At 66.7% G+C, this 21,811-nt stretch carries 19 protein-coding genes; 14 read left to right on the forward strand and 5 right to left on the reverse strand.

The features are described 5' to 3' along the window. Window positions 1–2 precede the first annotated feature (2 nt). Both nadA and ACJASC_RS05340 read right to left on the reverse strand, forming a co-directional pair. Complete coding sequence (gene nadA / locus ACJASC_RS05335) at window positions 3–1,055, reverse strand: quinolinate synthase NadA (RefSeq protein ID WP_415144159.1); 1,053 nt, start codon at window positions 1,053–1,055, stop codon at window positions 3–5. Between the two features lie 72 nt (window positions 1,056–1,127). Then, window positions 1,128–2,561 carry a hypothetical protein gene (locus ACJASC_RS05340; protein ID WP_415144161.1) on the reverse strand — a complete coding sequence of 478 codons (1,434 nt, stop codon included), beginning with the start codon at window positions 2,559–2,561 and terminating at the stop codon, window positions 1,128–1,130. Window positions 2,562–2,784: 223 nt separating this feature from the next. On the opposite strand from ACJASC_RS05340, the gene ACJASC_RS05345 reads away from it, so the two are divergent. The 14 genes from ACJASC_RS05345 (at window position 2,785) to ACJASC_RS05410 (ending at window position 19,649) form a co-directional block, all read left to right on the forward strand. Then, complete coding sequence (locus ACJASC_RS05345; RefSeq protein ID WP_415144163.1) at window positions 2,785–4,368, forward strand: ABC transporter substrate-binding protein; 1,584 nt, start codon at window positions 2,785–2,787, stop codon at window positions 4,366–4,368. A 335-nt stretch (window positions 4,369–4,703) separates the two neighbouring features. Further along, on the forward strand, window positions 4,704–5,711 hold the full coding sequence (locus tag ACJASC_RS05350; RefSeq protein ID WP_415144165.1) for an ABC transporter permease subunit: 1,008 nt from the start codon (window positions 4,704–4,706) through the stop codon (window positions 5,709–5,711). Continuing rightward, window positions 5,711–6,619, forward strand: a complete 909-nt coding sequence (locus ACJASC_RS05355) for an ABC transporter permease subunit (RefSeq protein WP_415144167.1) — start codon at window positions 5,711–5,713, stop codon at window positions 6,617–6,619. The genes ACJASC_RS05350 and ACJASC_RS05355 overlap by 1 nt, the downstream gene beginning before the upstream one ends. Before the next feature lie 4 nt (window positions 6,620–6,623). Next, complete coding sequence (locus tag ACJASC_RS05360) at window positions 6,624–7,601, forward strand: ABC transporter ATP-binding protein (protein ID WP_021692511.1); 978 nt, start codon at window positions 6,624–6,626, stop codon at window positions 7,599–7,601. Then, the gene (locus ACJASC_RS05365; protein WP_415144170.1) at window positions 7,598–8,620 is read left to right on the forward strand and encodes a dipeptide ABC transporter ATP-binding protein; all 1,023 of its coding nucleotides are present in this window, start codon (window positions 7,598–7,600) and stop codon (window positions 8,618–8,620) included. The genes ACJASC_RS05360 and ACJASC_RS05365 overlap by 4 nt, the downstream gene beginning before the upstream one ends. Before the next feature lie 279 nt (window positions 8,621–8,899). Continuing rightward, window positions 8,900–9,343, forward strand: coding sequence for a hydroxyphenylacetyl-CoA thioesterase PaaI (gene paaI, locus ACJASC_RS05370; RefSeq protein WP_415144172.1), 444 nt, complete (start codon window positions 8,900–8,902; stop codon window positions 9,341–9,343). A 183-nt stretch (window positions 9,344–9,526) separates the two neighbouring features. Then, the gene (locus tag ACJASC_RS05375) at window positions 9,527–10,378 is read left to right on the forward strand and encodes a PaaX family transcriptional regulator (protein ID WP_415144174.1); all 852 of its coding nucleotides are present in this window, start codon (window positions 9,527–9,529) and stop codon (window positions 10,376–10,378) included. A gap of 153 nt (window positions 10,379–10,531) precedes the next feature. Next, window positions 10,532–11,509, forward strand: a complete 978-nt coding sequence (paaA, locus tag ACJASC_RS05380) for a 1,2-phenylacetyl-CoA epoxidase subunit PaaA (protein ID WP_415144176.1) — start codon at window positions 10,532–10,534, stop codon at window positions 11,507–11,509. Continuing rightward, window positions 11,506–11,790, forward strand: coding sequence for a 1,2-phenylacetyl-CoA epoxidase subunit PaaB (gene paaB, locus ACJASC_RS05385; RefSeq protein WP_415144178.1), 285 nt, complete (start codon window positions 11,506–11,508; stop codon window positions 11,788–11,790). Before paaA ends, paaB begins: the two co-directional genes overlap by 4 nt. Continuing rightward, entirely contained in the window at window positions 11,790–12,539 is a 750-nt protein-coding gene (gene paaC, locus ACJASC_RS05390; protein ID WP_415144180.1) for a 1,2-phenylacetyl-CoA epoxidase subunit PaaC, read from the forward strand. Before paaB ends, paaC begins: the two co-directional genes overlap by 1 nt. Window positions 12,540–12,544: 5 nt before the next feature. Next, on the forward strand, window positions 12,545–13,030 hold the full coding sequence (paaD, locus tag ACJASC_RS05395; RefSeq protein ID WP_415144182.1) for a 1,2-phenylacetyl-CoA epoxidase subunit PaaD: 486 nt from the start codon (window positions 12,545–12,547) through the stop codon (window positions 13,028–13,030). Further along, complete coding sequence (locus ACJASC_RS05400; RefSeq protein WP_415144184.1) at window positions 13,030–14,100, forward strand: 2Fe-2S iron-sulfur cluster-binding protein; 1,071 nt, start codon at window positions 13,030–13,032, stop codon at window positions 14,098–14,100. The genes paaD and ACJASC_RS05400 overlap by 1 nt, the downstream gene beginning before the upstream one ends. Before the next feature lie 3 nt (window positions 14,101–14,103). Next, window positions 14,104–16,149, forward strand: a complete 2,046-nt coding sequence (gene paaZ, locus ACJASC_RS05405; protein WP_415144186.1) for a phenylacetic acid degradation bifunctional protein PaaZ — start codon at window positions 14,104–14,106, stop codon at window positions 16,147–16,149. Then, window positions 16,149–19,649: an indolepyruvate ferredoxin oxidoreductase family protein gene (locus tag ACJASC_RS05410; RefSeq protein WP_415144188.1), complete on the forward strand. Its 3,501-nt coding sequence runs from the start codon at window positions 16,149–16,151 to the stop codon at window positions 19,647–19,649. Before paaZ ends, ACJASC_RS05410 begins: the two co-directional genes overlap by 1 nt. Before the next feature lie 7 nt (window positions 19,650–19,656). Here ACJASC_RS05410 and ACJASC_RS05415 read toward each other — a convergent pair whose 3' ends face one another. The 3 genes from ACJASC_RS05415 to ACJASC_RS05425 all read right to left on the reverse strand — a co-directional run bounded on the left by ACJASC_RS05415 (window position 19,657) and on the right by ACJASC_RS05425 (window position 21,630). Next, complete coding sequence (locus tag ACJASC_RS05415; protein ID WP_415144190.1) at window positions 19,657–19,821, reverse strand: RSP_7527 family protein; 165 nt, start codon at window positions 19,819–19,821, stop codon at window positions 19,657–19,659. A gap of 131 nt (window positions 19,822–19,952) precedes the next feature. After that, complete coding sequence (locus ACJASC_RS05420; RefSeq protein ID WP_415144192.1) at window positions 19,953–21,113, reverse strand: NAD(P)/FAD-dependent oxidoreductase; 1,161 nt, start codon at window positions 21,111–21,113, stop codon at window positions 19,953–19,955. After that, window positions 21,103–21,630 carry a methyltransferase domain-containing protein gene (locus ACJASC_RS05425; protein WP_415144194.1) on the reverse strand — a complete coding sequence of 176 codons (528 nt, stop codon included), beginning with the start codon at window positions 21,628–21,630 and terminating at the stop codon, window positions 21,103–21,105. The genes ACJASC_RS05420 and ACJASC_RS05425 overlap by 11 nt, the downstream gene beginning before the upstream one ends. Window positions 21,631–21,811 lie beyond the last annotated feature (181 nt).

Genomic DNA, 21,811 nt, shown 5'->3' on the forward strand with positions numbered 1-21,811 from the left:
CATCAGGCCTTGGCGAGGCTGCGCGACAGCTCGATCATCCGTTCCACGGCGCGGCGCGCCGGCACCGCGATCTTTTCGGGCACGATCACCTCGGGCGACATGCTGTGCAGCGACCACAGAACCTTTTCGAGGCTGATCATCTTCATGTAGGGGCACATGTTGCACGGCTTCTGGAACGCCACGTCCGGGAAGGCGTCGGTGATGTTCGAGGCCATCGAGCATTCGGTGACCAGAAGCGCCTTCTTGGGCCGCTCGCGGTCGATCCAGTCGATGATGCCGCTGGTCGAGCCGGTGAAATCCGCCTCGGCCGTCACTTCGGTCGTGCATTCAGGGTGGGCGATGATCTTCACCTCCGGATCGGCGGCGCGGTAGGCGCGCATCTCCTCGGCGGTGTACTGCTCGTGGACGATGCAGCTGCCCTCCCACCAGACGATGCGCTTGGTGCTGTCCTTGGCCACGTTGCGCGCGAGGTGCTGGTCAGGGGTCATTATGACCGTATCGCTCTCCATCGCCTCGACGATCTGCAGCGCGTTGGCCGAGGTGCAGCAGATGTCGGAGGCGGCCTTCACCTCCGCCGTGGTGTTGACATAGCTCACCACCGGCGCGCCCGGGTATTGGCGGCGCATCTCGGCGATGCCCTCGGCGGTGATGCTTTCGGCCAGCGAACAGCCCGCGTTCATGTCGGGCATCAGCACGATCTTGGCCGGGTTCAGGATCTTCGAGGTCTCGGCCATGAAGTGCACGCCGCATTGCACGATCACCTGCGCCTCGACGCGGGTGGCCTCGATGGCGAGTTGCAGGCTGTCCCCCACCACATCGGCGATGCCATGATAGATCTCGGGCGTCATGTAGTTATGCGCGAGGATCACCGCGTCACGCTCGCGCTTGAGCGTGTTGATCGCCTCGACATAGGGCGCGTAGGTCGCCCAGTCGACGGGGCTCAGCACCTTGTTCATGCGCGCATAGAGATGGGCCTGCCGTTCGGCGGACTCCAGCGATGGTGCGAGGTCGTAGTGCCGCGCGAGTTCCTCGCGCATGATGCGTGTCTCGAACATGTGCCTCACCTTGCGTCAGCCGGTTGGGGTTGCCTCATACAGGGGCGGAACGAGAAGTTCCAGATCGCGCGTTCAGGACCACAATCCGAAGCCCACCGCCCAAAGCGTGAGCAGCGTACCGGTGACCAGCGCATAGGCACCGTTCCATTTCAGCCCGATATGCAGCGCACTCTTGCCGGCGAAATTGCCGGTGAGCAGCGTCGTCGCCGTGAAGGGCGACGTGATGCCCGACAGCGCCCAGCCGGCGGTGATCGCGACGAAAAGCGCCACCGGGCTCACCCCCATCGCCTCGGGTGCGGGCAGGAGCGGAAACAGCAGGGTCACGCTCAGGATCGGGTTCATGCCGAGCTGGCCGGTGACGGGGATGAACCAGACCAGCAGTCCGAGGATCAGCGGCCCGGGCAGCGCCTCGATCAGCGGCGCGAACTCGGCCACATGCGGTGCCAGCAGCCCCGCCCCGGTCGTGCCGATATAGCCCGCCATCATCAGCAGCGTCAGCTCGGGACGGTAGCGCGGCAGCTCCCGGGCGGCGTAATGCCCCGCCCGTCCGACGGCACCGCGCGCGCCCTCCTGCAGCACCAGCCAGCCCAGCGCCAGCAGCGGCACCACCAGAAGCACCGCGCCGACCACGCGCACCTCGAACACCACGTGCAGAAGCCAGACCGGCACGCCGAGAAGCGCCAGCAGCAACAACAGCGGCAACACCGCGCCCGGCCCGCCCTCCGGGGTGTGGCGCAGCGGAGTATGGGTGAGCTTGGGCTTGAAGATCTGGTCCATGGCCCAGCCCGTGCCGGCGACGATGAGCCCGGTGACGAGGGCGGGCAGGACCGTGGCCTTGTAGGGCGCGGCGGGCAAAAGCGCGCCGGTGATTGCCACCGAGAACGACAGCGGCGACCATGGCAGCACCGACACGAAGCCGCGCTGGATCGCCAGCAGCATCCGCCGCGTGCGGTGGAACCGAATTTCCGGGTCGCTCTCGCGGGCCGAACTGGCGACCGAGAGACTGCCCAAAAGCGCGATGGAGCCGTAGTTCAAGAGCACCGAGAAGGCCTGCCCGCCCAGCGTCAGCGCAAGGTAGCGCCGACCGGGCGGCTGCCCCGCCAGATAACGGCCGCAGGCGCGGATCGCAGGCGAGGTCTCGGCCGCAGAGCGCAACGTCGCCAGCGCGACGAAGAACCCGCCGATGAAAGCCGCCGAGCCGAGCCCAGCCAGCACGCGCGCCGTCCAGTCGCCGCCCTGCGCCCGGAGCGCCGCAGTGACGGCGAGCGCCACCACCACGAAACCCAGCCTGCGCCCGCGCAACCGCCATGCCAGCAGCGCCATCACCGGGGGCACGCTCCAAGCGGCCCACAGGCCCGCGCCGCTTGATGGGGCCCAATCCTTGAGCGTGACGAAGATCGTCATGGCGACCAGCGCCGCGCCGAGCAGCGGCTCGGCCCGCGCGGCGACGGGTGGCGCATCCGCATTGGAGGGGGCGGTGCGACGAAGGGGCGATCGGGTGGCCATGAGTCCGGGTCCGGGAAAACTGGCGCGACCATGCCCGCGCGGCCCCGCAGCCGCAAGACGGCCCGGACATGGCGGGCAATGAGGACGATCCGTCGCGTTTCCGCCGGGTCAGAGGGACGCAGGGTCTTGCCTGACGTGGCCCGCTGGGACAACCTGCCGTCACAACGCATCGGCCTGCCGTCACCTCGTGTGCCGGAATGGCCGGGCAGTCAGGGAGAACAACATGAAGATGAAGACATGGCTCGCCGCAGGCGCGGCCACCCTTGCCCTCGCGGGCGCCGCGCAAGCGCAGAACCTCGTCTATTGCTCGGAAGGCAGCCCCGAGGGCTTCGACCCCGCGCTTTATACCTCCGGCACCACCTTCGACGCCTCGTCGCACACGGTCTACAACCACCTCACCGAGTTCAAGACAGGCACCACCGAAGTGGTGCCCGGCCTCGCCGAGAGCTGGGACGTGTCCGAGGACGGCACTGAGATCACCTTCAACCTGCGTCAGGGCGTGAAATTCCACTCCAACGACCAGTTCACGCCGACCCGCGACTTCAACGCCGATGACGTGATCTTCTCGTTCGAGCGTCAGGGCGACGAGAACCACCCCTTCAACAAGGCCTCCGGCGGCACCTGGGAATATTACCAAGGCATGTCGATGCCCGATCTCGTCGAGAGCATCGAGAAGATCGACGACTACACCGTCAAGTTCACGCTGACCCGTCCCGAGGCGCCCTTCATCGCCAACATGGCGATGGACTTCGCCTCGATCCTTTCGGCCGAATACGCCGAGAGCGTCAAGGACAACCCCGAAATGCTGAACCAGCAGCCGATCGGCACCGGACCGTTCAGCTTCGTCGCCTACCAGAAGGACGCGGTGATCCGCTTCGCGCGCTTCGACGACTATTGGGGCGAGCCTGCCAAGGTCGAGAACCTGATCTTCGCGATCACGCCCGACGCGAGCGTGCGCTACCAGAAGCTGCAGGCGGGCGAGTGCCACGTCATGCCCTATCCCAACCCCGCCGACATCGCCGCGATGAAGGAGGCCGAGGGCATCGAGGTGATGGAGCAAGAGGGCCTCAATGTCGGCTACCTTGCCTACAACACCCAGCAGGCGCCGTTCGACCAGCCCGAGGTGCGCCGCGCCCTCAACATGGCGATCGACAAGCAGGCGATCCTCGACGTGGTGTTCCAGGGCTCGGGCTCGGTCGCCAAGAACCCGATCCCACCGACCATGTGGTCCTACAACGACGCGGTCGAAGACGATCAGCATGATCCCGAAGCCGCCAAGGCAATGCTCGAAGAGGCCGGCGTCACCGACCTGTCGATGAAGATCTGGGCGATGCCGGTGCAGCGCCCCTACAACCCGAACGCGCGGCGCATGGCCGAATTGATCCAAGAGGACATGTCCGAGATCGGCGTCGATGTCGAAATCGTCTCCTACGAGTGGGGCGAGTATCTCGAGCGCTCCAAGGAGGTCGATCGCGACGGCGCGGTGCTGCTCGGCTGGACCGGCGACAACGGCGATCCGGACAACTTCCTCGCCGTGCTGCTCGGCTGTGACGGCGTCGGCGGCTCGAACCGTGCCCAGTGGTGCAACGAGGAGTTCGAGGCGCTGATCCAGGACGCCAAGACCAAGACCACGCAGGAAGAGCGCGCGGCGCTCTACGAGCAGGCGCAGATGGTGTTCAAGGAGCAGGCGCCCTGGGCCACCATCGCCCATTCGGTCGTGTCGATGCCGATGCGCGAAGAGGTCGAAGGTTATGTGGTGCACCCGCTGGGCGGCCACATCTTCCACGATGTGAGCATCGCGGAGTAATCCGCTTGCGCTGAACTCCGGGGTCCGGGGCTGTCATGGCTCCGGGCCCTACGCGTCTTTGGGGCCTGTCGCTTGACCGTGCCGGGGGCCGGGGCGCAGGCTGGACCGGGCCCCGCGTCAAGGATCACGATAACTCGACAGTTTCGTGATCCTTGTGCTATTTGGCCCACTGCGGGGGCGTTCCCGCGCTGGAATGCCTCCCTTCCTCGACCTCGATCGCCCCGACCGACGCCCAGATGCACCAGCAACAGGAGACCCGAACCGGCATGGTCATCCTCTCATTCATCAGCCCCGTCGCGTCCGCGCGCCGGGGCCACTGCAAGGCGGGCCGCTAGATGCTGCGCTACGTGCTGTTGCGCTTCGCGACCTTCCTGCCGACCTTCATCGGCGTGACCCTCATCTCGTTCGCCTTCATCCGCGTGCTGCCGGGCGATCCGATCATCGTCATGGCGGGCGAACGCGGCATGTCGCAGGAGCGTTATGACGAGCTGGTGATCCAGTTCGGCTTCGACCGCCCCGTCCTCGTACAGTACTGGGAATATCTGACCGGCGTTCTGCAAGGCGACCTCGGCACCAGCTATGTCACCAAGCGGCCCGTGTGGGACGAGTTTTTCGCCCTGTTCCCGGCAACGCTGGAACTGTCGATCTGTGCGATGATCTTCGCGGTGGCCCTTGGCCTTCCGGCGGGTGTCATCGCCGCGATGAACCGTGGCAAGTTCTATGACCGTGCGCTGATGTCCACCGCCCTTATCGGCTACTCGATGCCGATCTTCTGGTGGGCGCTTTTGCTGATCATCGTGTTTTCGGGCAATCTCGGCTGGACCCCGGTCTCGGGTCGGATCGACCTGCTTTACTACTTTCCCGACACCACCGGCTTCATGCTGATCGACAGCCTGCTGTCGGGCCAGAGCGGCGCCTTCACCTCCGCCGTGCGACACCTGATCCTGCCGACCATCGTTCTCGGGACCATCCCGCTCGCGGTGATCGCGCGACAGACCCGTTCGGCGATGCTGGAAGTCCTTGGTGAAGACTACATCCGCACGGCGCGTGCCAAGGGCCTGCCGCCGGGCCGGATCAACGGCATCCACGCGCTCCGCAACGCGCTCATTCCCGTCATCACCGTGATCGGCCTTTCGGTCGGCACGCTGCTCGCGGGCGCGATCCTCACCGAGACGATCTTTTCATGGCCGGGCATCGGCAAGTGGATGGTCGATTCGATCTTCCGCCGCGACTACCCGGTCGTGCAGGGCGGGCTGCTGCTCATCGCCGTGATGGTGATGGTGGTGAACCTGACCGTCGACCTGCTCTACGGCCTCATCAACCCCAAGATCAGGAAGCGCTGATGGACCACGCACTCTCCAAAGAGGTGGAAACCCAGGTCGAGCAGCGCCCCGGTCGCCTGCGCGAGTTCTGGTTCTATTTTCGCGAAAACCGCGGTGCCGTGTTCGGGTTCTGGATTTTCGTCGTCTTCGTGATCGTTGCCGCCACCGCGCCGTGGATCGCACCGCACGACCCCACCCAGCAGTTCCGCGAATTCGCGCTGATCCCGCCGGTCTGGCAGGAGGGCGGCAACTGGAGCTTCCCGCTGGGCACCGATCCGCTAGGTCGCGACATGCTCTCACGGCTCTTGAACGGCGCGCGGTATTCGTTCTTCGTCGGCATCGTCGTGGTCGTCGTCGCGGCGTCGGGCGGCATCCTTTTGGGTCTTCTGGCGGGTTTCTCTCCGAAATGGCTCGACGCGCTGATCATGCGGCTGATGGACATCATCCTCGCCTTCCCGTCGCTTTTGCTGGCGCTGGTTCTGGTGGCGATCCTTGGGCCGTCGCTCACCAATGCGATGATCGCCATCGCGATCGTGCTGCAGCCGCATTACGTGCGCCTCACCCGCGCCAGCGTTATCGGCGAGCTGGGCAAGGATTACGTCACTTCGGCCCGCGTTGCGGGTGCCGGGCTGTGGCGGTTGATGTTCGTCACGGTGCTGCCCAACTGCCTCGCGCCGATCATCGTGCAGGCTGCACTCAGCTTCTCGACCGCGATCCTCGACGCCGCTGCCTTGGGCTTTCTCGGCATGGGCGCGCAGCCGCCGACCCCGGAATGGGGCACCATGCTGGCCGAAGCGCGCGAGTTCATCCTGCGTGCGTGGTGGGTGGTTACCCTCCCCGGCCTCGCGATCCTGATCACCGTGCTCGCCATCAACCTGATGGGCGACGGTCTGCGCGACGCGCTCGACCCGAAACTGAAGCGGAGCTGATCTCATGAGCCTTCTGAGACTGCGCAACCTCTCGGTCGAGTTCGCGACCACCGGCGGTCGGTTCCGCGCCGTCGACCAAGTCGATCTCGACGTGGACAAGGGCGACGTTCTCGCCATCGTCGGCGAAAGCGGATCGGGCAAGTCGGTGTCGATGCTGGCGCTGATGGGGTTGCTGCCCTGGACCGCCAAGGTGACGGCCGACGAGATGGTCTTCGACGGGCACGACTTGTCGAAGATGTCGGCCCGCGCCCGCCGCAAGATCGTCGGCAAGGATCTGGCGATGATCTTCCAAGAGCCCATGTCCTCGCTCAACCCCTGCTTCACCGTGGGCTTCCAGATCCGCGAGGCGCTGCGCATCCATCTCGGGATGGACCGTCGCGCCGCACAGGCGCGGGCGCTGGAGCTTTTTGAGTTGGTCGGCATCCCCGACCCCGAACAGCGGTTGAAAGCCTTTCCGCACCAGATGTCGGGCGGCATGAACCAGCGGGTGATGATCGCCATGGCGATCTCGTGCAGCCCCAAGCTGCTGATCGCCGACGAACCGACCACCGCGCTCGACGTGACGATCCAGGCCCAGATCCTTGATCTGCTGGTACGGCTGCGCGACGAAACCGGCATGGGGCTGGTGCTGATCACTCACGACATGGGCGTGGTTGCGGAAACGGCGCAGCGCGTCTCGGTGCATTACGCGGGCCAAAAGGTCGAGGAGCAACCGGTGCGCCCGCTGTTCCGGTCGCCGCATCACCCCTACACCTCGGCGCTTCTGGCCGCCCTGCCCGAGCGCGCGACCGACAAGCGGCTCCCCACCATCCCCGGTGTGGTGCCGGGGCAGTTCGACCGGCCGCAGGGCTGCCTTTTCTCGCCGCGCTGTCCCTATGCGGACGACCATTGCCGCAAGGTGCCCCCCGCACCGCGCGGGCCGGATCTCGGCCTCGCGCGCTGCCACTACCCGCTCAACACCGACGAAAGGCTTGCCTCGTGAGTGCCGTGACCACCGACGCCCCGACTACCAAGACCGGCCCCGTCGTCACCGCGCGCGGGCTGACTCGCCACTACGAGGTGGGCGGCGGGCTGTTCAGCAAGCCGAAGACCGTGCGCGCGCTGTCGGATCTCGACTTCGAATTGAGCCCCGGCCGTACCTTGGCCGTGGTGGGCGAATCCGGTTGCGGCAAGTCCACGCTGGCCCGCGTCGTGACCCTGATCGAGGAGCCGACGCGCGGCGAGCTGTCGATCTCGGGCACCGACGCCACGCCGGACGCTTGGAAAGGCCTGCGGTCCAAGGTGCAGATCGTATTCCAGGACCCCTACGGCTCGCTCAACCCGCGCCAGCGGATCGGGCAGATCCTGATGGAGCCGCTGCTCATCAACCGCGCCTCGATGCCGAAATCCGAGCGCGAGGCCAAGGCACGCGAGATGCTGCGCCTCGTGGGCCTGCGCCCCGAGCATTTCGACCGCTACCCGCACATGTTCTCGGGCGGACAGCGCCAGCGCATCGCCATCGGCCGGGCGTTGATGCTCGAGCCCGAGGTGCTGGTGCTCGACGAGCCGGTCTCGGCGCTCGACGTGTCGATCCAGTCCTCGGTGCTGAACCTGCTGATCGACCTGCAGGAGCGGATGCAGCTGGCCTATCTCTTCATCAGCCACGACCTGTCGGTGGTGCGTCATGTCGCCGACGACGTGACGGTGATGTATCTGGGCCGGGCGGTGGAGACGGGCCCGAAGGACATGATCTTCGACAACCCGCAGCACCCCTACACCAAGGCGCTCTTGTCGGCGACGCCGCGCGCCGATCCCGAGGCCAGCAAGGAACGCATCAAGCTTCAGGGCGAATTGCCGTCGCCGCTGGCGGTGCCACCGGGCTGCGCCTTCGCGCCGCGCTGCTGGAAGGCGCAGGACAAGTGCCGCGCCGCGCGTCCCCTGCTCGACGGGGCGACGCAGAAATCGGCCTGCTTCTTTCCCGAAGGGGACGGCAAACCATCGGCCGAGGCACCGGCAGGCTGAGGCGTGCGAAAGGAGAGCAGAGTGATGCCCTTGACGCAGCCGGGGCAGACACCGCGGCGCTTCTTTGCCGGGGTCGGCGATCGGCCACCCCGTGCCAGCCCCAGCCGCACCTCCATGCCGCACAATTCTTGAGGAAAGCCATAGAATGCGTGGCCCTTTTGTCGGGCATTCGATATTTCAGGGAGAGGTCATGAGCGAACATCTCGCCCCAGAACCTCGGATCATGAGCACAGCCCCCGCGACACAAAAGGGCATTCCGTGCCGCGCCGGAGAACTGCCTTGAGCGGCGGGGTGGAACGGATCCCCGACGCGCAGGCGCAGGCCGAGAAGCGCACCGCAGAGATGTGGGCCGAAGACACGGCCAGCAAGGCGATGGGAATGGCCCTTGTGGAGGTCGGCCCCGGCCGGGCCGTCATGACGATGCGGGTGCGCGAGGACATGGTGAACGGCCATGGCACGCTGCATGGCGGCCTGACCTTCGCCTTCGCCGACAGCGTCTTTGCCTTCGCTGCCAACAGCTATGACTATCAGGCCGTCGGCGTTCAGTGTGACATCGTCTACCACGCGCCGGGGCGGCTTGGAGACCTGCTGATCGGGACCGGGACCGAGGTGACGCGAGCCGGACGCTCGGGGCTCTACGACGTGGCGGTGCGGCGCGAGGACGGGACCCTGATCGCCAGCTTTCGCGGCACCTCGCGGATCGTGGTGCCGCGTCGCGGATGACCGGTGCCGAGGCCCCTACGCGCGCCTTCGGCGCATGGAGCCATCGGGTTCGGCGCAGGACACGGCACGTCCGCGCCGGGGCCGCTTCTCGGTCGTGCCGGGGCATGCGCCGGTTTCGCCCGGTGAATTGTGCCTTTGACCCGAGGGCAGTACACCGCCCCTTGCGCATCATCCGGAGCCGACATGTCGCCTGACCTTCTCGATCGAGCCGTCGCCGCCAACCCGGTCAGCGCCGGAGCCTTCATCGTCACACTCTATGGTGATGTGGTGGCCCCGCGGGGCGGCGAGATCTGGATGGGCAACATCATCACCGCCTGCGCCGCCGTGGGGCTGAGCGAAAGCAGGGTCCGCACCGCCGTCTCGCGCCTGGTGGCGGCCGAGCGGATCGAGGGGGTGAAGGACGGACGCCGCAGCTTCTACCGCCTCACACCTGCCGCCGAGGACGAATTTCAGCGCGCGGCGCGGCTGATCTATCGCCGCCCGCGCGTCGAGCCGCTCAGGGGCTGGCACCTCGTGACGCTGCCGCAGGGGCCGGGACGCGAGGCGCTGGTGACGCGGCTCACCCGGCTGCGCTTCGGCATGGCAGAGCCCTACCTCGCGATCCTGCCCGACCGGGGCGATGGCCTGCCCCCTTTGGGCGCGCCGCATTTTCGCGCGACAACCGGGGACGATCTCAGCGAGATGGCCCGCGCCGCATGGCCGCTTGATGCGCTGGCCGAACGGATGCGGCATTTCATGGAAGGCTTCGCGCCCTTGGAAAGGCTTGCTTGCAGCCCCGAGGAGGCGCTGGGCCTGCGGCTTCTTCTGGTTCATGTCTACCGCGACATCGCGCTGTCGGACCCGGCCCTGCCCTTGGGCCTGCTGCCGGACGACTGGCAGGGGCCGGAGGTGCGCGCGCTGTTCGCACGGCTCTATTTGCATCTCACCCCCGGCGCCGATGCCGCCGTGTTACGTGATTTCATCGATCGCGACGGACCGCTGCGGGCCGATCCGACACGGATCGCCCGGCGCATCGCAGATCTCTCCTACGACTGACCTGTTTCGCAGACCTGACAGGACAGGCCTGCGGTGAAGCATCACCTATTATAGCAAGCGTATCTTGAAATGTGCCCCTTAATATGTCACACCTTCCAAGAAGCCCCGTGCTTCGTGTGCGGGATGGACCGTAGCCGCCGCAGGAGATCCGACATGTATGCACAGCTTGTCGAGACCGGGGCCGCCGAAGCTTCGGAGAAGGACCGGGAGTTTCAGGAGAAGATCGATCGCGGCGTGCGGATCGAGGCGAATGACTGGATGCCCGAGGGTTATCGCAAGACGCTGATCCGCCAGCTCAGCCAGCACGCCCATTCCGAGATCGTGGGCCAGCTGCCCGAGGGCTACTGGATCACCCGCGCGCCGAGCCTTCAGCGCAAGGCGATCCTGCTCGCCAAGGTGCAAGACGAGGCGGGCCATGGTCTCTACCTCTACTGCGCCGCCGAGACGCTCGGCATCAGCCGCGACGAGATGACGGCGCAGCTCTTGTCGGGCAAGGCCAAGTACTCTTCGATCTTCAACTACCCGACCCTGACCTGGGCCGATATCGGTGCCGTCGGCTGGCTCGTGGATGGCGCCGCGATCATGAACCAGGTGCCGCTGCAACGTTGCTCCTACGGCCCCTATTCCCGTGCAATGATCCGGGTGTGCAAGGAAGAGAGCTTCCACCAGCGGCAGGGCTTCGATATCATGCGCCAGCTGTGCCAGGGCACCGATGACCAGAAGGCGATGGCGCAGGACGCGCTCGATCGCTGGTGGTGGCCTTCGCTGATGATGTTCGGCCCCTCCGACAAGGACTCGGTGCATTCCGAGCAGTCGATGAAGTGGGGCATCAAGCAGAACACCAATGACGAACTGCGCCAGAAATTCGTCGACCAGACCGTGCCACAGGCCGCGTGGCTGGGCCTCAAAGTGCCCGACCCGGACCTCGCTTGGAACGAAGAGAAGGGCGGCCATGATTTCGGAGAGCCGGACTGGTCCGAGTTTCACGAGGTGCTCAGGGGCAACGGCCCATGCAACCGCGACCGGTTGGCGGCGCGCAACAAGGCATGGGACGACGGCGCGTGGTATCGCGACGGGCTGACTGCCCATGCCGAGAAACGACGGAACATGGTGGCGGAGGGGGCGGCATGAGCAAGGAATGGCCTCTGTGGGAAATCTTCATTCGCGGCCAGCACGGGCTGTCGCATCGGCATGTCGGCTCGCTGCACGCGCCCGACGCCGAGATGGCGCTCAGGAACGCGCGTGACGTCTATACGCGTCGCAACGAGGGCATGAGCATTTGGGTGGTGGAATCGAACAAGATCACCGCCTTCGATCCCGACATGGCCGAGCAGAACTTTGCCGCGCCGAAATCAAAGGTCTATCGCCACCCGAGTTTCTTCGAGATTCCCGACGACGTGGGGGCGATGTGATGGACCCGCTCGTCACCTTCTGCCTGCGCATGGGCGACACGACGCTGATCCTCGGACAGCAGACGGCGGCGTGGTGCGGCCACGCGCCGGTGCTGGAAGAGGACATCGCCTTCGCCAATATGGGCCTCGACCTGATCGGCCAGACCCAGCTGTGGTACAAGATCGCCGCCCAAGCCGAGGGACAAGGCCGCACGCCTGACGACCTCGCCTTCTTCCGCACCGAGCGGCAGTTCCTCAACGCGCAGCTGGTGGAGCGGCCCGATGTCGACTTCGCCCACGCGCTGATGCGGCAATACCTGTTCGATGCGTGGCACCTGCCGATGCAGGAGACGCTGTGCGAGAGCGGCCATCAGGCGATCCGCGAACTGGCGCAGAAGTCGGTCAAGGAAGTGCGCTATCACATCGACCGCTCGCGCGATCTGATCGTGCGGCTGGGCGACGGCTCGGAGGAAAGCCACGCGATGATGCAGGGCGCGCTTGATGCGCTCTGGCCCTATGCCGCCGACCTAATGGCAACCGACGCCGTCGAGCAGGCGCTCGTCGGGATCGGCATGCTGCCCCCGCTCGACCGCGTGGCATGCGCTTTCGAGGCCGAAACTGCCGTAACGCTGGACCGCGCGACGCTGGCGATCCCCGGCAACGGTCACGCCCGCACCGGTGGCCGCACCGGCATCCACACCGAGACCATGGGCTACATTCTGGCCGAGATGCAGCAGGTCCCGCGCAGCTTCCCCGACGCGCGCTGGTAAGTGCGATGCGCCCCGATCCCGACACCGTGCGTGGCTGGCTGGGCAAGGTGCCCGACCCCGAGATCCCGGCGATCTCGGTCGTCGACCTCGGCATCGTTCGCGGTGTCGGCTGGGAGGATGAGACGTTGGTCGTCGACGTTACGCCGACCTATGCAGGCTGCCCCGCGACGCTGGTGATCGCGCTTGATATCGAAACCGCGCTGCATGACCGCGGCATCGACAAGGTGGAGGTGCGCCGCCGCATGTCGCCGCCATGGTCGACCGACTGGATCAGCCCCGAGGGCCGGCGGAAGCTGCTCGATTACGGCATCGCACCGCCACAGCTGAACGCGGTCAACTGTGCGGGCATGCTGTCGGCTCAGAGCGCCGCCTGCCCGCTTTGCGGGTCGAAAAACACCGAGGCCATCGCGGCGCGCGGCTCCACCCCCTGCAAGGCGCAGTTCCGCTGCCGCGACTGCCGCGAGCCCTTTGATTACTTCAAGGCGATCTGATGCAAGAGTTTCATCCGCTGACCGTCACCGGCATCGATCACGACACCCGCGACGCGGTGGTGGTCTCGCTCGCCCCCGCCCAAGGCGATTGCGAGAAATTCCGTTTCCGCGCCGGCCAGTACCTCACCTTCCGCCGCGAATTCGAAGGTGAGGAACTGCGCCGCTCCTACTCGATCTGCGCCGCGCCAGAGGAAGGGCTGCGGGTCGGCATCAAGAAGGTCGAAGGCGGGGCGTTTTCGAGCTTTGCCAAGCACGGACTGAAGGTTGGCGACACGCTCGACGCGCTGCCGCCGCAGGGCCGCTTCGCCGCCCCCGAGGACGCTGGTGAAAGGCATTATCTCGGCTTCGCCGCCGGATCGGGCATCACCCCGGTTCTGTCGATCGCCAAGAGCATCCTCGCGGGCTCGGACCGCGCCCGCTTCACGCTGGTCTATGGCAACCGGCAGCTGTCATCGGTGATGTTCAAGCGCGAGATCGGCGATCTCAAGGACCGCTATCTCGACCGGCTGAATGTCGTGCATGTCTTTTCCGGCGAGGCGCAGGAGATCGAGCTGTTCTCGGGCAGGATCGACGCCGAGAAATGCCATGCGCTGTTCGGGTCATGGGTGAGCCCAGAGGCCGAGATGGCCTTCATCTGCGGCCCCGAGGCAATGATGAAGGACGTGGCGCGCGCGCTTGAGGAAGCGGGCATGCCGAAGGACCGCATCAAGTTCGAACTGTTCGGCGCGGCGCAGCCCGGACGCGCCAAGATGCGCAAGGCCGCCCAGGCCGCGCGCGAGAGCGGCGAGATGATCAGCGCGACCGTGATCCTCGACGGCGTGTCGCGCAGCTTCACCATGCCGCGCACCGGTCAATCGGTGCTGGAGGCAGCGCGCGAACACGAGATCGACGCGCCCTTCTCCTGCAAGGCGGGGGTCTGTTCGACCTGCATCGGCCGGGTGAAGTCGGGCGCGGTCGAGATGATGCAGAACTACGCTCTCGAGGACAACGAGGTGGCGGACGGTCTGGTGCTGACCTGCCAGTGCCTGCCGCTGTCGGATGAGATCGTCATCGAATACGAAGGACACTGAGAGATGCGGGACGCCATCCCCACCGAGCCGCGCCACCTTGAAAGCTATGTCGCGGGCCGCTGGCAGGCCGGCACCGGCGAGGGTCAGGTCGTGGCCGATGCCGCGACCGGTGATCCAGTGGCCCGCGTCGACGCCACTGGCATCGACATGGGCGAGATGCTGCGCCATGGCCGCGAGGTCGGCGGCCCCGCCCTGCGCGAGATGACGACGCATCAGCGCGCGATGATTATGAAGCGGATCGGTTTGGCGCTGATGGAGCGCAAGGAGGAGCTTTACGCGATCTCCACCGCCACGGGGGCGACCCGTTCGGATGGCTGGATCGATATCGAGGGTGGCATCGGCACGATGCTCTCCTACGCCTCCAAGGGCCGGCGCGAGCTGCCCAATGCCCATGTCGTTCCCGATGGCGCGCCGGAGATCCTGTCGAAGGATGGCAGCTTCATCGGTCAGCACATCCTGATGCCGCTGGAGGGGGTGGCGATCCACATCAACGCCTTCAACTTTCCGGTCTGGGGGATGCTGGAGAAGCTCTCGCCGACATGGCTCGCGGGCATGCCCGCCATCGTGAAGCCCGCAAGCCAGACCTCCTATCTCACCGAGGCCTGCGTGCGGTTGATCCTTGAGACCGGTAAGCTGCCCGAGGGCGCGCTGCAATTGATCTGCGGTCGCACCGGCGACCTGTTGGACCGCGTGACCTGTCAGGACGTGGTGACCTTCACCGGCTCCGCCACGACCGCGCGCAAGCTGCGCCACACGCCTGCGATCATCGAGAACGCGGTGCGCTTTACCGCCGAGGCCGACAGTCTGAACGCCTGCATCCTTGGTCAAGACGCCACGCCAGACAGCCCTGAATTCGGACTGTTCATCAAGGAAGTGCATCGAGAAATGACCGCCAAGGCGGGCCAGAAGTGCACCGCGATTCGCCGCGCCATCCTGCCGCGCGCGCTGATCGAACCGGCAATCGAGGCGCTGCGGGCACGGATCGAGAAAACCGTGATCGGGCATCCCGGCGATGCGGCCACCCGCATGGGTACGCTGGCCTCGATCGATCAGGTCGAAGAAGTTCGCCGCGCCGTCGAGGCGATCGGGGCCGAGGCACGCATCGTGATCGCGCCGGGTCCGGTGCCGGAGAAAGGCGCCTTCATGTCTCCTTGCGTGCTGGTCTGCGACGCGCCGCTGACCGCGAAGGCCCCGCACGAGATCGAGGCCTTCGGCCCGGTCTGCACGCTGATGCCCTATGACAGCCTCGACGAGGCAATCGAGATCGCCAATCGCGGCTCGGGTTCGCTGGTGGCCTCGGTCTTCACCGACGATGCGGAGGTCGCGAAGTCCCTCGGGCGCGGCATCGCCAAGCTGCATGGCCGGGTGCTGTTCGGCAACCGGCGCTCGGCCAAGACCTCGACCGGCCATGGCTCCCCCCTGCCCCAGATGGTGCATGGCGGGCCGGGCCGCGCCGGTGGTGGCGAGGAGTTGGGCGGCATGCGCGCGGTGAAGCACTTCATGCAGCGCACCGCCCTGCAGGGCACGCCCGACCAACTGACGGCCGTGATCGGCCAGTGGATGCCCGGCGCGAGCCGCCGCGAGACCGACATCCACCCGTTCCGCAAGTCGCTCGCCGAGCTGGAGATCGGCGACACCATCGTCACCAAGACCCGCAAGGTGACGCTCGAGGATATCGAGCATTTCGCCAATTTCACCGGCGACAGCTTCTACGCCCACATGGACGAGGCCGCTGCCCGGCGGAACCCGTTCTTCGAGGGCCGCGTCGCACATGGCTACCTGATCGTCTCCTTCGCCGCCGGGCTCTTCGTGCAGCCCGACGAGGGTCCGGTGCTAGCGAACTACGGCGTCGACAATTTGCGCTTCATGACCCCGGTCAACGCAGGCGACAGCTTGCGCGCCCAGCTCACCGCCAAGCAGATCAATCCACGCGAGATCGACGATTACGGCGAGGTGCGCTGGGACTGCACCGTGCTGCGCGAGGATGCCGAGGTGGTGGCGCAATACGACGTGCTGACACTGGTGGCCAAGGAGCAAAGGACATGGTGATGGTCCGCGATATCACACAGCAGGACGCCGCCCCGCAGCCCGCCCAACCGTCCGGGACGCTCGCCGCCTATGCGCTGGAGGATCGCTACAGGCAGACCCAAGGCCGCGTGTTCCTAACCGGCACGCAGGCGCTGGTGCGGATCATGCTCGACCAGTCTCGCCGCGACAGGGCGGCAGGGCTGACCACCGCCGGTTTTGTCTCGGGCTATCGCGGCTCGCCCTTGGGCGCGCTCGACATGGAGATGTGGCGCGGCAAGATGCAGCTCGAAGAGCACCGGATCGAGTTCCTGCCCGCCGTGAACGAGGATCTTGGCGCCACTGCCGTGCTCGGCGCTCAGCAGGTCGCGCTCGATCCCCGTGCCGAGGTCGAGGGCGTGTTTTCCATGTGGTACGGCAAGGGGCCGGGCGTCGATCGTTCGGGCGACGCGCTCAAGCATGGCAACGCCTATGGTTCATCGCCCAAGGGCGGGGTGCTGGTGGTGGCGGGCGACGATCATGGCTGCGTGTCGTCCTCGATGTCGCACCAGTCCGACGTCGCCTTCATGGCGTGGTTCATGCCGGTGCTGAACCCGGCCTCGGTCGCCGAATACCTCCCCTTCGGCGAATGGGGCTTCGCGCTGTCGCGCTTTTCCGGCGCTTGGGTCGGCTTCAAGGCGATTTCCGAGACGGTGGAGAGCGGCCAGTCGGTCGAGCTGTCGCCGCCGCGCGATTTTAGGCAGCCCGACTATCTGGCACCCCAAGGTGGGCTGCATGTGCGGCTGTCGGACCTGCCCAGCCCCGAGATCGAGGCGCGGATGCAGCACAAGCTCGCCGCCGTGCAGGCCTTTGCCGAGGCCAACCCGATCGACCGCGCGATATACGGCATCGAGGATGCCCGCTTCGGCATCGTCAGCACCGGCAAGGGCCATCTCGACCTGATGGAGGCGCTGCGGCTGCTCGGGCTCGATGAGGCCGAATGCCGCCGTCTCGGGATCGACATCTACAAGGTCGGCATGGTCTGGCCTCTGGCGCGAAAGGCCGCGCTCGACTTCGTTCAGGAAAAGCAGGAGGTGCTGGTCGTCGAGGAAAAGCGCGGCATCATCGAAAGCCAGCTCAAGGAATATTTCTACGACTGGCCCGGCCACAAGCCCGAGCGCATGGTCGGCAAGTTCGACGGGCCGGGCAATGCGCTGTTGCCATGGACAGGGGAGCTGTCGCCCAAGGTGCTGCTGCCGGTGCTGGCCAAGCGGCTCGACAAGCTGTTTCCCGAGGAGGGGTTTCCGGCCAAGGCGCGCGCGCTGACCGAGACGCCGCCCCCGATCCTGTCGATCCCCGGCGCGACCCGCACGCCCTATTTCTGCTCGGGTTGTCCGCACAACACTTCGACCAAGCTGCCCCAGGGCAGCCAAGCGAATTCGGGCATCGGCTGCCACGTCATGGCGTCCTGGATGGATCGCGAGACGCTGGGCTACGCACAGATGGGCGGCGAAGGCGTGCCCTGGGTCGCAGCGTCCAAGTTCAATGGCGGCCGCCACATCTTCCAGAACCTGGGCGAAGGCACTTGGTATCACTCCGGGAGCCTCGCGATCCGGCAGTCGGTCGCGGCGAAAGCCAACATCACCTACAAGATCCTCTACAATGACGCCGTCGCCATGACCGGCGGCCAACCGGTGGACGGCCCGGTGAGCGTGCAGGGCATCGCCCAGTCCTGCCGTGCCGAAGGGGTCGAGCGGATCGCTCTGGTCTCCGACGACCCGCTGAAGTTCGAGCACGCCGATTTCCCGGTCGGCACGACCATCGACCATCGCCGCGATCTCGACCGGATCCAGCGCGAACTGCGCGAGATCCCGGGCGTCACGGTGCTGATCTACGAGCAGACCTGTGCCACCGAAAAGCGCCGCCGCCGCAAGCGCGGCACGCTGGAGGACCCCAAGCGCTTTGCCGTCATCAACGAGCTGGTCTGCGAGGGTTGCGGCGACTGCTCGGTTGCCTCGAACTGCCTCAGCGTCGAGCCGAAGGAGACCGAGTTCGGCCGCAAGCGGAAGATCAACCTCTCGAGCTGCAACAAGGATTTCTCCTGCCTCGAAGGCTTCTGCCCGAGCTTCGTCACCGTCGAGAGCGCGACGCGCAGAAAATGCGAGGGCGCGGGGCTGGACGCGCGGACCATGGCCGCCGAGTTGCCGGTGCCTGCTCTGACCGATCTTTCGACACCCTACGAGCTTCTGGTCTCGGGTGTCGGCGGCACCGGCGTCGTCACCGTGGGCGCGCTGATCACCATGGCCGCGCATCTGGAGGGCAAGGGGTCGAGCGTGCTCGACTTTACCGGTTTCGCACAGAAGTTCGGTACGGTGCTGAGCTATATCCGCCTCGCCCGAAGCCCCGAAGACATTCATCAGGTCCGCGTCGAGGCGGGCATGGCAGATGCTGTGATCGCCTGCGACATCGTCGCCTCGTCCTCGCCGAGGGCCAGCGTGTGCTACCGGCGTGGCACGCGTGTCGTGCTCAACCGGGCCGAGATGCCCACCGGCGATCTGGTGCTGCACCGCGACGCCGATCTGCGCGTCGATGCGCGCGAGGCCGCGATCGCGGCCGCCGTCGGCGCGAACCGGATCGACGCCTTCGATGCCAATGCCGCCGCCGAGACGCTTCTGGGCGACGCGGTGTTCTCGAATGTGATGATGCTGGGCCATGCATGGCAAAGCGGGCTCGTGCCGGTCGGCTTCGCCGCGCTGGAGCGGGCGGTGGAGCTGAACGGCGTCGCGGTCGAGACGAACCACATGGCGCTGGCCTATGGTCGGCTGATGGCGGCGCGGCCCGATCTTCTGACAGAGGCTCTGGGTCAGACGCCCACTGCGCCGGAGCCGCTTGAGTGGCTGATATCGCGCCGCGCCGAATTCCTGACCGAGTATCAGGACGCCGCATGGGCCCAGCGCTACCGCGACAGGCTCTCGGGCTTTCATACCGCGCTCGACCTGCCGCGGCCCGAGGCCGAAGCCCTGACGCGGCTGGCCGCGATCTCGCTGTTCAAGCTGATGTCCTACAAGGACGAATACGAGGTCGCGCGGCTGCATGGCGATGCCGGGTTCCACGCCCGGCTCGCGGCCGAGTTCGAGGAGGGCTTCACGCTCAGGCACCATCTCGCGCCGCCGCTTCTGCCATTGGGACGCGATTCGCGCGGACGTCCGCGCAAGCATGGCTTCGGCCGCTGGATCCGCCCGGTGTTTGGGGGGCTTGCCCGGATGAAGCGGCTCAGAGGCACCGTGTTTGATCCCTTCGGCCGCACCGAAGAACGGCGCATGGAGCGCGAATTGATCGGCTGGTTCGAAGGGGTGATGTCGGATTGTGCCGAGGCTGCCGGATCATGCGAACCCGGTCTTTGCGTAGGACTGCTGTCGGCCCCGATGGAAATCCGCGGCTTTGGTCCGGTCAAGGCCGAGGCGGCGGCCAAGGTTCGGCCCCGTGTCGAGGTGCAACGCGCGACATTGCATCGGCAGCGGAGCGGCGCGGCGCCGCTCCGCTGAGCCGGGATCAGGCGGCGGCGGTCGCCTTGCCGCCGGCGAACAAACCGCGCAGCTTCATGCGCAGTCCACGCGCCATGGCCGAAACCATCTTGGACCGCATCTGGCGGGCTTCGAGCATCACGGCATCGATTTCGGACGGGGTGGGGTGGGTGTAACGAACGATCTGGGTCATCTTCGGCTCTCTTGGGCTCAACTGCGAGCGCTGTCGCCCGCACCACCGAAATGGCCGCGAACCCCGCGGAATACCAGTCATTGCCGCCATGCAGCCTCCGCATGGCACTAGGCGGCCCTGCCCCGGCGGGCTCAACCCAACGGCTTCACCTTGCCGCTGAGCCGGGCACCAAGCGTGAGTGTCGCCGGCATCGCCGCGATGACCCGGCCCAACGCGGCAAATCGATCAGGCCGCATCGCGAGATTGGCGAAGGCATTGGCGGCACGGATGCGGGTTGAGAACTGGCGCCGCCATGCCGCCTGATAGCGCGCCCCGGCGGCATCGCGCGCCTGCGCGTCGTGCACGTCGATCTCGCCCAGCATCCGCGACAGCAGCCAGCCCGATTGGATCGCCATGGAAATTCCTTCGGCAATCACCGGATGCGCCTCGCCCGCGAGGTTGCCCACGCGGTAGATTCCCTCCGCGTAGCAGGGCCGCAGCGCCGGGCGGATGGGCCCCGCCGCCAGCCATGGCCCATCGAGCACGGCCCCGCCCAGCGCCTCGCGAATGCCGCGACACGAACGGACGAGATGCGCCTGCAGCGCGGCCCCCGCCGTATCGCCCGGACGCCGCAACGCTTCGAGCGTGTCGCGCCGGATGCAGCACGACAGAGACAACCGCCCGCCATCGACCCGCACCATACCGCCATAGCCCCCCGGAAAGGACAGAAGCGGCATCAGGTCGGCCGCGAGAGTGCCGCCGTGGAAATGCGCCTTGAAACCGAGGAGATCGCTTGGCGCGTGCATCTTTGGGGCCTGCGTGAAGAGCGGTCCGCGTTCCCACGAGCCATGCGCCGCGACGAGGATCGGTGCGGCCAACGCGGCTGTGCCCTGCGAGGTGGCCAGCGTCACATGATGCCCACCTGCATCCCGTTCGAACCCGGTCGCGCGGCAGGGCTGCATGATCTCGACGCCACAGCGGCGAGCCTGCGCCACGAGCAGGTCATCGAGAACGTCGCGTCCCAGCCCGCGCCCCCGCCCGGCAGAGACGGGCATCGGCGCCGTCACCACACGCTCGCCCGTGAACAGCGCCAGCCGCCCGATCTCGGGCCCTGCCGCGGCGTCCCATTCTTCGACCACACCAAGGGCTTCGAGGACGGGCCGGCTGGCCGCGGACATGAACTCGCCGCAGACCTTGCGACGCGGAAACTCGGAGCGTTCGACCAGCGCCACGCGCAGCCCCGCCCGTGCCAATCCGATCGCCGTCGACGCGCCGCCCGGCCCGCCGCCGATGATGATGGCGTCATGCGTCATGACCGACCCCAAGGGCGGCAAAGCCATGGCCGAACGGCCCCTTGCGGCCCTCGAACTTCACCTGCCCAGGCCAGAGCCGAGACAGCTCGTCATCCCGGAACCCGGCCCTGACGCTGGCGGGTGCGTCGTGCCGTGTCACCGCGTTGGCCCCGATCACCCCCACCATGCGGGAGGCGGCATAGGACAGGCGCGTGCGCAGTGGCTCCGTCGCCACGAGGTGGCGCGCATGAGCGGCAGTCGCATCAAGCAGCGACTCAAGCGCCGCGCCTTCGAAATGGTGCAAAAACAGGTTGGCAACCACCAGATCGGCCGGCTCTGCCTGCGCCGCGATCCAGCGTTCGGCGTCGGAGGCAACGATATCGACCCGCCACCCCAGCGCGACCAGCGCGGCTTGGGTCTCGGGCGACACGACGGGCTGCATGTCGAGCAGCACCAGATGCGGCGCATCTTTCACCGGACCGAGCCTGCGCGCGAGCCGCAGCGCACCGACGCCGTCACCGCAGCCCAGGTCAACCATCTCGCGTACCGGTCCGGTCACATGCGCCCGGATCAGCGCGGCGGCCGTATGGGTGTGACCTGCCCCCCTCGAGATCCCTCAGTCTGATGTAGAGTTTGCTCAATTGCAAAGGAGCAGACGATGCGAAAGAGCCGCTTCACCGAGGCGCAGATCATCGGGATGATCAAGGAGCAGGAAGCCG

Origin of the sequence: Limimaricola cinnabarinus (assembly GCF_047631075.1) — a bacterium.
GTDB classification, from domain to species: domain Bacteria; phylum Pseudomonadota; class Alphaproteobacteria; order Rhodobacterales; family Rhodobacteraceae; genus Limimaricola; species Limimaricola cinnabarinus.